Origin of the sequence: Mycoplasmopsis arginini, from assembly GCF_965278885.1 — a bacterium.
Classification (GTDB): domain Bacteria; phylum Bacillota_I; class Bacilli_A; order Mycoplasmatales; family Metamycoplasmataceae; genus Metamycoplasma; species Metamycoplasma arginini_B.
The window spans coordinates 25,468-40,783 of the sequence record NZ_CBDIHE010000002.1; the positions used below are offsets into that span (position 1 = coordinate 25,468).

The 15,316-nt window shown below is 24.9% G+C and carries 8 protein-coding genes and 1 other RNA gene; 1 reads left to right on the plus strand and 8 read right to left on the minus strand.

Annotated features, from left to right (window positions below; genetic code table 4):
• Window positions 1-103: 103 nt before the first annotated feature.
• From upp to ACQW0Y_RS00795, 8 genes are all read right to left on the minus strand, one after another.
• Window positions 104-730, minus strand: coding sequence for a uracil phosphoribosyltransferase (gene upp, locus ACQW0Y_RS00760; protein WP_427867299.1), 627 nt, complete (start codon window positions 728-730; stop codon window positions 104-106).
• 20 nt (window positions 731-750) lie between these two features.
• Window positions 751-1,413, minus strand: coding sequence for a deoxyribose-phosphate aldolase (gene deoC / locus ACQW0Y_RS00765; RefSeq protein ID WP_427867300.1), 663 nt, complete (start codon window positions 1,411-1,413; stop codon window positions 751-753).
• Window positions 1,414-1,461: 48 nt separating this feature from the next.
• On the minus strand, window positions 1,462-2,757 hold the full coding sequence (locus tag ACQW0Y_RS00770; RefSeq protein ID WP_427867301.1) for a thymidine phosphorylase: 1,296 nt from the start codon (window positions 2,755-2,757) through the stop codon (window positions 1,462-1,464).
• Window positions 2,757-3,473 carry a purine-nucleoside phosphorylase gene (deoD, locus tag ACQW0Y_RS00775; RefSeq protein ID WP_427867302.1) on the minus strand — a complete coding sequence of 239 codons (717 nt, stop codon included), beginning with the start codon at window positions 3,471-3,473 and terminating at the stop codon, window positions 2,757-2,759. Before deoD ends, ACQW0Y_RS00770 begins: the two co-directional genes overlap by 1 nt.
• Window positions 3,474-3,553: 80 nt before the next feature.
• Window positions 3,554-4,312 (minus strand): DNA-processing protein DprA, encoded by a 759-nt coding sequence (locus ACQW0Y_RS00780; RefSeq protein WP_427867303.1) that lies wholly within the window; start codon window positions 4,310-4,312, stop codon window positions 3,554-3,556.
• Window positions 4,313-4,396: 84 nt separating this feature from the next.
• An RNA gene (gene rnpB, locus ACQW0Y_RS00785) (RNase P RNA component class B) lies at window positions 4,397-4,704 on the minus strand.
• Window positions 4,705-4,785: 81 nt separating this feature from the next.
• Entirely contained in the window at window positions 4,786-12,789 is an 8,004-nt protein-coding gene (locus tag ACQW0Y_RS00790; RefSeq protein ID WP_427867304.1) for a hypothetical protein, read from the minus strand.
• 8 nt (window positions 12,790-12,797) lie between these two features.
• Entirely contained in the window at window positions 12,798-14,351 is a 1,554-nt protein-coding gene (locus ACQW0Y_RS00795; RefSeq protein ID WP_427867305.1) for a TrkH family potassium uptake protein, read from the minus strand.
• A 260-nt stretch (window positions 14,352-14,611) separates the two neighbouring features.
• On the opposite strand from ACQW0Y_RS00795, the gene ACQW0Y_RS00800 reads away from it, so the two are divergent.
• On the plus strand, window positions 14,612-15,310 hold the full coding sequence (locus ACQW0Y_RS00800) for a potassium channel family protein (protein WP_427867306.1): 699 nt from the start codon (window positions 14,612-14,614) through the stop codon (window positions 15,308-15,310).
• Window positions 15,311-15,316 lie beyond the last annotated feature (6 nt).

A 15,316-nucleotide genomic window follows, 5' to 3' on the forward strand; every position in this document is an offset into this window, starting at 1 on the left:
CTTTTTATAAAATTTTTATAAACGATATTTATTTATTTTACTATATTTCATTTTATTTTAAGAATACTTTTATAAAAAAAGAGACATAATGTCTCTTTAAAAGTTATTTTTTAGTTCCAAAAATACGGTCACCTGCATCGCCTAAACCAGGAATAATGTAGTTATTTTCATTTAATTCTTTATCTTTTGATGCTAAATAAATATCTACGTTAGGGTGTTGAGTTTTAACTTTTTCAATACCTTGATCAACACCAACTAGACAAATTAATTTTATGTCAGTAAAGCCTAAATTTTCTAATCTTGAAATTGCATCACAAGCAGAAGTTCCTGTTGCTAACATTGGGTCAACAATAATTATGTAACTATCTTTAGCAACATTAGGTATTTTAAAAAAGTATTCTACAACTTGTGTTGTTTCTTCAACACGATACATTCCAATATGTCCTACTCTAGCTTGCGGTACTAAGTCTAAAATACCATTTACCATTCCTAAACCGGCTCTTAAAATTGGAATAATTACTATTTCTTTATCTAATTGTTCACCTTCAAAAAATGAACCAGTTGGTGTTTTTACAACTAATGGTTTAGTTTTATAATCTCTTAACATTTCATAAACCATTAAAGAAGCAATTTCATTTAAATTCTGTCTAAATTCATTATGTGTAGTGTTTTCATCACGCATTTTTGTTAATTTTGCATTAATAAGCGGATGTTGAAAAATTTTAACCATATTTTTTCCTTTTTTATTTATTAATAATTAGAACTATTGTCAACTTTTCCTTCAACTATTGTTACTGATTTTGAAGTTCCTAATCTATTAGCACCTAATTCAACCATTTTTAAAGCATCTTCTTTTGACTTAATTCCACCAGAAGCTTTAATTAATAAATTATCCTTTGCTATTTCTTTCATTATTTTAATGTCTTCAAAACTAGCGCCACGGTATGAAAAACCTGTAGAAGTTTTTATAAAATCTGCTCCTGATTGTAAAACTATTTCAGTAGCTTTTGCAATTTCTTCATTTGTTAATAAAGCTGTTTCAATGATAACTTTTAAAACTTTGCTTCCACAAACTTCTTTGATTGCTTTAATTTCATTTAAAACATATTCATATTGTTTGTCTTTAAAACGGCTAACGTTCATTACCATATCAATTTCATCAGCGCCATGTTCTAAAGCAATTTTTGTTTCAAATACTTTAACACTTGTTACATTATAACCAAGTGGAAAGCCAATAACTGTACAAATTAGAACATCTGAATTTTTAAGTTGTTCCTTTGCATATTTAATATATGAAGGAGCTATACAAACAGATTTAAAATCGTATTTTTTAGCTTCTTCAATTAATTTATCAATATCTTTTGTAGTCCCTGCTGGATTTAAAAAAGTATGATCTATTAATTTATTTAGCATAAATGTTCTCCTTATTATTAATATTTATTTTTTAGTAATTATATTAAATTAATTTAATTTAGTTAAAACTTCCTTAATTTCAAAAGGCTTATTACTAAATTCGATTTTATCCAATAAATCATTTGCTAAATTTGAATCAATTGGATTAGATGAATACAATGTAAATAAAACATCATTTTTATTTACATAATCATTAGAAGTTTTATTTAAATAAATACCTGCTTCAAAATCGATATTATCTTCCTTTTTACTTCTACCAGCACCTAATTTCATTGCTACTAACCCAAATTCAATGGCAGAATTAATCTTTAAATATCCTTCTTTATCTGAAATAATTTCATATTTATATTTTGGATTAAATCAGTCTTTTTCATAAACTTCATCAACATTACCGTTTTGAGCCTTTATTCATTCATTAAATTTTTCTAAAGCTTTTTTGTTTGAAATTACTTGATCAATCATTAAACGTGCTTCTTGTTCATCTTTAGCTTTATTTGCTAAAAGTAATAAGTTAATTCCTGAAGAATAAATAATTTCCTCAAAATCCTTCGGACCATTCCCTTTTAAAGTTTCAATAGCTTCTAAAATTTCAATCTTATTACCTATAGCACGACCTAAAGGTTTTTCCATGTTTGTTATTTCAACTGCTATTTTTCTATTTAACCTTTTACCAATTTCAATCATTAACAAACCAAGTTTTTTAGCTTGTTCTAGATTTTTCATAAAAGCACCGTTCCCACATTTAACATCTAAAAGAATACAATTAGATCCTGTAGCTAATTTTTTAGACATAATTGAAGATGCAATCAAAGGAATAGATTCAACTGTACCAGTAACATCTCTTAAAGCATAAATTTTTTTATCTGCTGGTACTAATTTTTCATTTTGTCCGACAATAGCAATATGATGTTTTTCAACAACTTCTTTAAATTGTTTGTCAGATAATGAAATGTTATAACCTGAGATTGATTCTAATTTATCTAATGTTCCACCTGTATGTCCTAAACCTCTCCCTGACATTTTTGCCACTGTTAGTCCTAATGAAGCGAGAATTGGGCACAATACGATACTTACCTTATCTCCAACACCACCAGTTGAGTGTTTATCAATGATTATAGTATTTAAATAAGATCAATCAATTCTATCTCCAGAATAAATCATCGCATTTGTTAAGTGAGAAGTTTCAGTTTCATTCAATGAATTTAATCTAATTGCCATTAGTAAAGCAGAAGCCTGATAATCAGGAATGTTTCCATCAACGTAATTTTTAATAAAAAAGTCTATTTCTTCTTTAGTCAATTCTTGCTTATTAGCTTTTTTATTTATAATATCAATAATTCTCATTATTGAAAATCCTTTGCAAGAGAAAGAGCTAATTTCATCATAGCATTAAATGAGTTTTGTCTTTCTTCACTGGTTGTATATTCATGTGTTATTAAGTTATCTGAAATTGTTAGCAATGTCGCTGCTTTTTTATTTAGTTTTTCTGCAACTGTAAACAATCCATATGCTTCCATTTCAACGCAAACAGCACCGCCAGATTTTTCAACTCTTTCTTCAACTGATTCATCAGCATAAAAGGCATCTTCACTTAATATTCTGTCAAAATGAACGTTCATATTTAAATCTTTAGCGTGAGATAAGATCAATTGATTTAATTCTGTGCTAGGGGTTGCTATATTATTTTTATCCCCTTTAATAATTGAATTTCTAAAAGCTGTACTTTCACTATATGCTGTAGAAGCTAAAACTAATTCATAGTTTTTTAGATCAGCCTTAAAAGATCCTGCTGATCCAATTCTTACAATTGCTTCAACACCATATTGATTGAATAATTCATAGGCATAAATTCCAATAGAAGGTACTCCCATTCCTGAAGCACATACTGAAACCTTATTACCTTGATAGAACCCTGTGTACATAAAAACATTTCTAACATTTGAAACTAATTCAACATTTTCTAAATAGTTATCGGCAATATACTTTGCTCTTAAAGGGTCTCCTGGCATTAAAACTAATTTAGCAAAAGCATTATCTTTTGCATTTATGTGAGGTGTCATAATTTCTCCTTAAAAATTTTTTAATTACATTAAAAATTTTATTACAAAATTACTTTTTTAGATTGTTTCTAAAAAATGACTTAACAAATTTCATTTTTGTCACTAATTAAAGTTGCACCTTGATTAATTAATTCAATATTCTTATCATCATTTAAGTGATCTCTAAAAATTAGACACTCAATATCCTTTCCTTGATCTAGAAATTCATTAATAACGCTGTTATATTTTTGATCTAATGATGATAAAAGAATCATTTTTTTACAAAAACATGCACAAATTCGTTGTCTAGCATAGAATGCTTCCTTAGTTGAATGATAATTATTAGGATACTCTGATAAGAATAAACAATTTTCATTTTGAAAAACATCTAGATTTAAGTTGTTTTTTGCGTATTCTATACCGCTGGGCAGTAAAATTACAACTTTGAATTTTCTTTCAATTAATTTTCTTAAAATTGTTTTTTCTAAGCCATTTCAAAACATACTAAAAAATACATACTCTTCACTATTTTCTAATCTATCAATATATTTAATTATTTCTTCTGTTTCGTATTCTCCAGTTAAGTAAACACATTTTTTTGTTTTGTTTAATATTTCTCAATTTCCCTCATAAAACAATACAAAAGGAGGTTTACTTATATTCAGTAATTGTTTTGGATATTCTTTATCGATTATTGAAACAAATTTAAAATTATCTTGCTTGAAACTTTTAATTAAATTATTAAATTCCTCTTCTGATATATTTTCTTTTTCTTTTATTGCCTTATATATTCTATTTCATTCACCTTTATATTTTGCTGCTAAGTATAGTAAAATTTCATTCATTTTTTCTCCGATCATCTTATATATTATTTAATGGTTTAGAAAATTTGGAAAAAGTGAGAAAAAATAGCGAAAATAAAAAAAGGCCAAAAAGGCCTTTTGCACGATAAACCGCTTTCTGTGCTGTAAAAAATACAGTGCCAACTATTTATCTAAGTTTATAAAACTTCCCAGTCTTAATTCATTTATCTTAACCAGGTTCCCCTACCAAAATTTGGGTTTCTAACTCATGGAGTTTACATCGTTGCACCTTAACTAAATAAGCTCGTCTCTGTTGCACTAGTCGTCAATTATTTATAAAATAACTGCCTAGGCTTATTAGGCCTAGCATGATCACTACTTGCATCGCAGCAAGTGCTAGAGCGGATTTTCCTCTACAAATTTAAAATATGCAGCAGTTGGCTGTGCAATAAAATTTTACCTTATTTTTATAATAAAAATTACCTTTTGAAAAAAAATAAAACCGCAAGTAGAACTTGCAGTTTTTGTAACTAATAAAAATCTTCTTTATTAACTTGATCTAATTTTGATCAACTAGCTGATGATTTTTTATCATTTATTTTCATAAATTTACCATAGCCACCTTCTTTTAATGTTAAAAGAATGTAGTCTTTTTTAGAAATTTCATATTGAGGACCATTTTCTCTTATTTTATATTTAAATTTGGTTAATTTATTCATTTCACTTTGATTATAACCAGAACTTATAATAATATAAGTAATAGATTCGGGACCATAGTCATTTTCTTCAAAGTAATTTCATGATTTTCAGAAACCTCAGCCTGATTCACTTTTTACATAGTTTGTAAATTGACGACGGTTTACTTCATTGTTAAAGTAATATTGCATACCTGAGAATTTTGAACTTAAGAATGGAATTGCAGAAATATTAGTTCCTTCTTGAATTTCTCATAAAATTGAACGAACACCAGAATATAAGTTAATCTTTCTTCTACTTACGTCTCGGTCTGAAACTAAACTTTCACGTCCAAACATTTCAAAGATAATAAAGTCCATAGCAACTTTAAAACGATAAACAGCTTGTCATTCTGGAGTTTTTGAACGAACTTTAAAACTACTATTGCTTGTATTATTATTTTTCTTATATTGTTGATCTAAGATTTTGAAAATTTCATCCATTAATTTTAGAGCATCTAAATCTGGAGAAATATTGTCTGGATCATCGCTTGGAGCGCTAGATGAACCCGAAGAAATATTTCCTATACTTACAAAATTCATTAATGTTTGCATGTTTGTTCTCTTTGAATGGTCTGGGTCCATATTTAGATTTCTTAAATTGTTATATAGGATAGAATTTTCTAAATTACTTTTTCCAAATAATAAGTTAATTAATTTAACTAATCTTTCACCATTAATTGCCTTATTTTGTCCGATAAATGAAGCAACTATTTTTATATCTCCAAAACTAAATCCTGTTTTAATTTTGTTAATTGCATCAGTTAATCATTTTAGTGGTTCAAAAATAGTGAAATTTTTACTGTAATTAACAACATGATCAACTGTTCTTTTTACAATTTTTCTTCTGTAGTATTCAGTGTTAATTAAATCGCGAATAATAACTACAACTAATTCTTTTAAGAAAGCCACATCTTCTTCAGTAGTGTTTTCTAGTTTTAGGTAATTCATAATATGAGATAGAACAATTCTCATTAATTCATGATCACCAATAATAGCTTCTATAACTTTTGTTACATTACCTTTTAGTTTTTCTGAAACCTTTTGTAATGTTTTGTGAACTATTTCACCAATGTTTTTAGCCTGTACTTTTGGTTTTGTTAAAAAGTCTGTTGCTACATCTCTAATTAAATCTTTTAAAACAGGTTTTTCAATAAATCTGTCGACAATGGTTTGAAGTTCATTTTTAGGAATAACTTCTTGATCAATTTCTTTTCAATTTATTTTCTTGATTTGATCTTTAAAGATTGTGTGAGCTATATCAACAATAGCATCTTTTCCAGCTGATTCTCCAGCTTCTAATGAACCATTCAGACCAACTAAAACATTATAAATAGTAGATTCAATATTTCTTAAGAAGGCTTTTTGTTCTTCAGAAATAATTGAAGTAGGATTTGCTACTTCTTCATTTTCAGAAGTATTATTCTTATTTTTACTTAATTTAGGAATATTTCTTACTAAGTATTGATATAAAGAATTAAATTCATTAAATAATTGCTCTTTAGTTAAATTTTCTCCTAAGATTGCTTTAAATAAATCTTCAACATTTTGAGAAGTGAATAAAGATTTTCAATCAATTGCTTTTAATGCTGTTATTGTTTTTTTAACTAAAGCATTAGTGTCAAATTGACCTTCTTGATCAAAAATTTCCAGATCAATAATTCCGTCAAATAGTTTTTCGATTAAATCAGTAACAATATTTTTACTACTTAAGTTTTTAACTATTCTTGTTGCAAGTGATGAAATGTTTTGAACTTCATCTCCAGTTGTATCAAAAGCCAATTTATTATTCAAAATATTTAAAACAAACTTAAATAAATTGGTAATGTAAGTTTCATCTTGCGAAGCATTCTGAACTAACTTTTTAATAAAGTTTTTTATTGTTTCTTTATTTAAACTTAATAGTTTCTTAACTAAATCATTCATTGCATTAATATCATTTAAAGCGTTTTGATCTAAATCAATTAATGAATTAATAATTGATGTTAAGAAATCTTTTGTGTCTTCATTTGCAAAAAGAATTTCAACAATTTTTTCTTTAGTCTTATTTGCGAATTCAGTAGCATTGCTATCTTCTTTTAAGATAGTATTAGTTAGAGCTTGAAGTTTGTCGCTGATAAATGATTTAATTTTTTCTGATTTTCTAATTTTTTCAACTAATGAAGGAATTTTACTTTTAATCAATTGACGATCTTGCTCATTCAAAATAGATAAAGAAGCTTTAAACAATCTAAATAAATCACCAATATAAATTTTGATTCCTTCTTTTTCGTTAAATTGAATAATTTTTGTATTTTTATTATTTGTTGTTTCAGAAGATTCTTCAGAAGATTCTACTGGTTTTGAAACCTCGAATAAAGCCTCAATTTGCTCAAAATTATTAATTATTAATAGAATTATTGTTGATAAGTCTTTTGATTCTAATGTATTTAAGAATTCTAATATTTTTTCAATATTAATTGAGTTAAATATTTCAATAACATCAATTAAACCATTGAAATCATATTCATTAAATTCAAAATGATATTGTTGTACATTTTTGATTAATGTTTCAATTGTGGACTTAGCAATACCTTTAGTAATGTTAAAGCCTCCAATAGAATTAATTAATTTTAAAAATGTTGCTTTTAAATCTTTCTTTTGAGTATTTTCAAAAGTTAAATTATTAAGTTTTTCAGCAAAGATTTCAACTAAGAAATCGGCTAATTTTTCTCTTAAATTATTTCCTCCTTCATTACTTAAGAAGGTATTAACTATCTCATCTAATTTTTCAATTAATCATTCTTTATTAACTGTTATAAATTTTTCAAATCATGTTTCAAATGAATTTACATTTTCTAAAACATCATCTGATAAAAGTTTTTCAATTAATAAATCAATATTAGTTTTGATTAAAGTGTCATAATTTTGTTCAACAAATTCTTTTATTTTTTGAATTACTTCGTTCAAGGCAGATTTTGAAGAATCACCTAATCCAGAATTTTCTAAATTAATATTTGTTAATGTATTTGAAATGAAAGTTTTTAAATTAAAGTTATTTCAAACTAAATCCAAAATTGGTTGTTTCTTTAATAGTATTTTAAGTGAATCAACAAGTTTAGCTTCGCCATTAATTTCGCTATTAGATTTAATAATTAATAGGTTAAATAGTTTATTAACTTTTTCTTTATCAAATGTCAAGAACTCATTAATTGTTTCGGTAAATTTAGCTTGTAAGTCATTAAATGTTGCATTTTCTTCTAATTGTTTTAATTTACCAAAAATAGCATCTTTAAAACCAATAATTAATTCATTATTTGGCATTGATTGTAAAAGTGGTTTGATATAGTTTAATAATATTCTTTCCTCATTATCATCAAAAGTGATATTTAATTGTTTTTTCAATAAAGCTATTGAGGTTTTTGATAATAATTGAAGAATTTCTTCATTTGAAAGTAAAGCAGAAATATTGTTACTAATAAATGTAGAAAAATTATTTACTTCAGCATTTTTAAATAATTTCACTAATAAGTTTTTAGGATCTAATTCTATTTGGTGTTCATCAGCAAATAAACTTTCTAAAATTAATTTGAAACCTTGCTTATTATTTTCATTTAATAATAATTGATAACTTTTTTCGATTATTATTCTTGCTAAAGCATTAGATGGTTCCTGACTACCAACAATTTCAGAAATTAAATTTTGATCTAATTGTTTAAAGGCTAAACCAAGCTTATTAATTAAGAAGTTTTTAAGTGCTTCATTCTCTTTTACATCATAAATAGCATCTAGTACATAAGGAATTAATTCTCTCTTGTTTTCAGCCGATAATTTATTAATAATGTTTTTAACAAAATTTAAAACTTTTTCAATGCTTGAGTTTTGTTGATTTGAAGTTCCTTCTTCAGTTTCTCCAGAGTTTGTTTCTTCTGAGTTCACTGAATTATTTAAGTCGATTAATTTTATAATTTCTGAAGTATTAATTAATAAAATTTTAATTAATGTTTTTAGTTCATCTTTTGAAATTTTGTCAGTTAAGAAATTATTAATTAAATCAAAAATATCAACACTCTCTGATACTTTGATTGAATCTAATAAATTTGATCAATTATATTTATTAAAATCAATACCTTGGTTTTCTACATTCAGAATTAATGTGTCTAATAAACCATCAACAACGTTTTTTGATAATTGATGTTCTTTGGCAAAATCAATACCTTTTTTAATAATTGATTTAATTGCATTTTTATCTTCTTGGCTTAATTTTTCATAATTAATTTTTTGTGAGATAAAGTAAATTGCTATTTCAACTAAAGTATTCTTATTATCCTCACTATTTAATAAAAGATTGTTGATTAAATCAATAGCAAATTCTTTAATAAATTCTTTATTGTCTTTTAACAGTAAAGAAAGCAATTCATTTAAATTATTTACTTGTTTAATTTTTTCATTTGAAACTAAATTAGAAATTAATTCTTTGATTTTTGGATTAATTTTTTCGTCTCATTTTTCAGTCAATAAATTAATTGCATTATTAATTAGTTGTTGAACATCATCTCTAATTTCTTCAGGTAGGCTTTCTAAATTAATTCTGTTATGTAACGAAGAAATTAATTCTTTTAGGTTTGCCTTTTCTAAAATTAGATTTACAATTTTTTCATTTCTTAGGAAAATAGCCAAAACATTAATAAATTTATTAAATCCTTGTTCATCAGCTACATTTTTTAAACTTATAAAATCCAGAAGTTGTTGAATATTCTTTGCATTTGTTGAATTTGTTAAAAGTGTTGTTAGTTCTTGTTTTAAATAATTACCTAATTTCTCAAAATCAGTTATAACATTTGAATCAATTCTTTTAGCAATATCTTCAAAACCATTTATAAAATAGTTAAATAGATCTGAATCTTTAATACTTACTAATAAGTTTTGAAAATATGTTGCAAGTAAATTTCTTTCTTCAATAGAAAGTTCAATTTGTAAATGAGATTTTAAATGAGTAGCTAAAATATCAACAAAAAGTTCAGTGTTATTTGTACTTGAAATTTGACTTAATAATGTTTTTAAAAGATCAACTGTACCGTTTTGCTTAATTCTTTTTAAACTTGAAATAACAAAATTTAATGGTGAACTTTTATCATATTCTTGACCATTGTCAATTAAATCATTAACAAATAATTTTAATTTATCAATTACTATTTTGCTGTTTATGGATTTGTAAAGATTTTGATACCCATTCTTAATAAATTCTTCAATATTATTAACTTGCGGATTTGAAGCTAAAATTTGATCTTCAAATTTAGTTTTTTTAATGTAATTTGTTAGTGGATAAATTGCGATATAGTCACCTAATTTATCAAGAATTTGATTTAATAAGCTTTTTTCTTTAGTAATATCATCAATTAGTAATGACAATAATTCTTTAATGTAATTTTTTCCATCATTATTCAAAATATTGTCAGGGTTATTAGATACATTTGAAAAGAAATTTAATATTAAACTTCTAAAATCAGCATCTAATAAATTACCAATTTTTTCTGGTTTTAGATAGTTTTCTACCTCAATTAGTCCAACACCTAGATACTTCATTCCGTTTTTGTATTTTTCTAAATCAGAATCTGTTAAATTAGGATTATTACTTATTAAAGCAAAAAATACACGGTTATTTTGATTTGCATCGTCAGTATTAAAAATTAAACCATTAACAAAGGCCTTTATAATTTCGAATGATTTTAGATTTTCATTATCTTTTGGTGTTTTTAAAATTGTTTCAATAAATAGATCTAAAAATTCGTATGAATATTGAAAATCTTTTAGATTAATTATTGCTTTCTGAATAAAGAATTTAATATCCTCAGCACGCTCTTGTGGAATATTGTAAATCTTTTGTAAATCAATTACTAAATCATTTGTTGTTTTTTCGAAAAATTCTTCATCATTTGTAATTCATTCAATCACAACTTTGAATAAAGATATAATTTCATTCTTAGAATCTTTTAATAAAACGTTTACAAAATCATCTAATTTGGTATTTTCAAAATAAGAAACATTATTTGTTAATAATTTTTCTACTATTGTTTCAATTAAATTATTAAACTTTTCTAAAACTGCTTCATTTTTTGAAGCCTTTTCTCAAATTAAACTTAATTTTTCAGGAAAAATTTTCTTTGCTAATTCATCTGAAAAAATAACCTTAATTAAACTAGTTAAATTTTCCTTAACAAAGTTTTTATTTTCTTCTAATTCTAAATAGTTTTTGTTTAAAACTGATTTTAAAATTTGGTATATATTTTCTTTTTCTCTTAACTCACTATTTACAATTTGTCTTATTTCTGATAACGTAGTATTTTGGAAAGATTTTTTAGCTAATAATTCTGATATTTTAAAGTTAGCTCTATTTAATAAATTTTGAAGAAAATTAGATTCAAATAGTTGATTAAATAAATTGAATACTAATTCTTTTTTGTTATTTTCTACAGTTTTATCAAATAGATCAAAAAATCAACCTTTAATTTTAGAATCTTTTATGTCAAAAATATTAAACACATTTTCAATAAATGATTTTAAATCACCATTGTTTAAAGAGTTAAAATGGTTTTTTAACTCGGTTAACATTTTTTGTGTAAAAATGTTTTTATTCTCCGAATTAATTAATTCACTATTCTTATTATTTTTTTCAAAAGGATAAGGTTTTTTGTAAGTGTCTACGTTGTTTCCAACTACTCCAAATACTAATGATTTAATAGTTGTTGCTTTTTTATCAAAATCGATAGCTTTATTATGTGTTGAAATATTTTTGTTATTAAATAAAGCATTATAATCTGATTTATTCATAGACATTTTTGCAAAAACATCTTGAGCTAATTTTTTATAAGCATTATTACTTGGAAGTATACTAAAAAAATCAGTTGAAAACTGTTCAGCATTATTGTAAATTTCTTCTTGATTTGCAAAATTATAGAAATTAACATCATTTTCTTTTGCTACTTGTTCTATTTTTTTATTTAATTCAGTAGTGATTAACTTAAAGACATTATTTTTATTTTCTCAATTTAAATTAATAGCCTGTAGTGCTGGTGCAGTTAAACCTATTAAGTTAATATTTATATCTTTGTTTAATAATCTAATTTCCTTAATAATTTTTGAATAATTTTCTTTAAATTCTAAAATTCTTGATCTTAAAAGACTTAAATAATTATTTAAATATTTTTGTGCTTCTTCTTCATTTTCATAATTATTTAAAATTGTTGCTAAAATTTCGTGTTTCTTGAAAATATCATTAAAACCTAAAGAAATTGTTAGTAAGTTTGAGTCTTTAATTTTAGAAACAAGATTTACTGAATTAATGTCTTTATTAAAAAATCCTAATGAATTATTTAAACCAATTGTTTGATCAAATGTATTAGATTTTAAATATTTTTTTGGATTTAATAAATGTAATCAATCCTTTGATGTCGAATATGATAAACCATAGTTTTCATATTGATTCAATGTTGTTTTTTCATCATCTAAAAGTAAAATAGCGTTTGCTAAATATGAAGCATATGATATGCCATACACTTCTTTGTTTTCTTTATCAAAAAAGTTATTATTCTTCGCATTTTCGCTGTTATTATTACCAATAGTATAATCATCACCAATTGCAAGGTAATTTACTTTACCATTAACAGGTTTTTGTAAATTACTTTTATCAATTTTTTGTTCTTCTTCATTATCTCTTGGAATATTTGTGTTACATGATGATGACACAACAGGTATAACTAAACCAAGTGCTACACCGGTTGAAAGTTTTGCAACTTTTTTGACAATTTTATTTGTTTTCATGGAATCTCCTAGCCGATAGATACATCTTCATAAATGTATTGATAATGTTCAGGCGCAGGTTTTCCTCTACCAAAAATTTTAATTGTTTGAGGAATACCAAATTGTCCTATTATCATTATTGAAATTAAGCTTAATTTTCCAGCAATATGTAAATTATTTGAATGAGATGAAAGTCCTGTGGTTAAGCCAGTGTTACCGAAAGCAGAACAAGCTTCAAATGAAGCATATATCATTGGATAATTTGAATTATCTAAAAGTTTTGTATTGTCAGGTAATGTTGAGTAACTAACAATCGAAACAATAAACACTAACAAGATAGCTAAAGCAAAAACATTAACTGCCTTAATTAAAGTTTCTTTTCCAATTTGTCTCTTAAATGCATTAATTCTTCTTCTTCCGGTCATCATTGTTAGAATACTTAAGAAAATAACGGCAATTGTAGTATTTCGAATACCTCCCGCGGTTGAAACCGGTGAGAAACCAATAAACATTAGAATACTATGTAAAAGAACTGTTGAGTGTGTAAAGTTATAATAATTTACTGTTGAAAAACCAGCTGATCTTGTAGAACTAACTTGGAAATATATAGCAAATAATTTATCTCCAATTGTTCCATATTCTTCTTGATATCAAAAAGTAGTATTAGATTTTGAAGCATATTCTAAAATTACGCTTAAACCAAAAGCTAAAACTGTTGTAATTAAGTAAGTAATTATTGTAAATTTAGTAAATAAATGAAATCTATGATTTGGTTGATCTTTCTTAATTGATTGAATTTTTTTTCAAATATCATAAATAACTGGAAAACCAATACCGCCAATTAAAAAAGTAATAATTGTAGCAATTTGAAATGCGTAATCGTTGTAAAAAGGTTGTAAACTTTTATCTCCAAATAAATCAAAGCCTGCATTATTAATTGAACTAATTGCATGAAAAATTCCATATTTTAATGACTGTAAAAAATTGTTATATGGAATTTCATTAGCTTTCATTACAACTTTATTGTTAAATAAAATTGGATTTGTAGCAGCAAGTTCTTCAGTTACAAAATTATCATTTGGTTTTAAATATAAAATCATTGTAAAAACAAACGATGCTATAACAGTTGTAATAATTAAAAAAGATATTGCAACTTTAATCATTTTTCTTGTTTCACTAACTGTTATTGTTCCTCTTTCAGTTTGTGAAACCATATTACTAAAAATATTTGATTTAAGTTCCAAAATTGATTGGAATATATAAATTTTAAATGTAAATATCCCAATACCACCGACGACTATGCTGAGAGCAATTAAGAACTGACCAAATTCATTAAAAGTTTTAGAAATAATTACTGGAGTTAGACCAGTATCACTAAAAGCTGATGATGAAACAAATAAGGCATCTATATACTTGATAGGTTCCTTTAAGTCAGATTTATGTGAAACGTTTCAAAAAAGTAATAAAGAAATAAGAATTGTAAATAAGATGTAGATAATAAAAATGTATCTTACGGCACCTAATTTCCGTAAAAATCTTAAAACTATATTAGTTTTTTTAGCGTTAAGCTTCTTATTTTTCATTGCTATATTATATAGCAAAAACAAAAAATATTGTTTTTAGTAATTTTGCACAAAAATTGTAAAAATGTCTCAAACAAAAAAACGCCTTAAAATAAAAAGAAAAAAATATTAAAAATAAAAAAATAGATAATTAAAAAAAATAAAAAAATTATCTACTTATAAAAAATAAATTTTTTAAAGACTATAATTTTTATCATATAGTCATAAAAAAATATTGTGGTAAGATTTTATTATTATTTAAATCTTTTGTAGGAGAAAATATGAAGCTTTTTAAAAAAGTAAGAGAAATTTGTATTATTGGTATCGGCCGTTTTGGACAAGCTATTGTACAAAAATTATTATCTGACAGATCTAACAACATTCGTTTAGTTTTAGTTGATCAAGAAGAAAAACATTTATTACAATTTAAAGACGAGGTTGACAATATTTATATAGCAGATTGTGCTGATAGAAAAACATTAGAATCACTAAATATTAAAGAATTTGATGTTGTTATTGTCGCGACATCAAACAACATTGAAATTGTTGCCGCGTTAGCCGAAATTGGAGTTAAAACTGTTATTGCTAGAGCCTCTAATGCCCGTCATTCAAGAGTTTTAAGACAAATTGGAGTTACATGAATAGTTTCTCCAGAGGAAGAAACCGGCAAGAAAACAGCTATTTTAGTTTCAGATAATGCATTAACTCATTTTTCTGAAAGTATTGCTGAAATTCAAGATGGCTTTGTGAGCTCAACTGTTTATATTAAAAATAGTGAAATTATTGGGAAAAAAATTAGCGATACTGCATTTAGAAGTAAATATGAAGTTTTAGTATCTTTAATTCAAAGAGATGAAAAATTTTTCTTACCAAGTGGAGATTTTGAAATAAAAGAAGGCGACTTAATTACTTTTATTGGAAAATTAGAAGACATTATAAAGGTTACAGAATTTTGTACAAGAATAAATAATAAAAAGTAAATATAT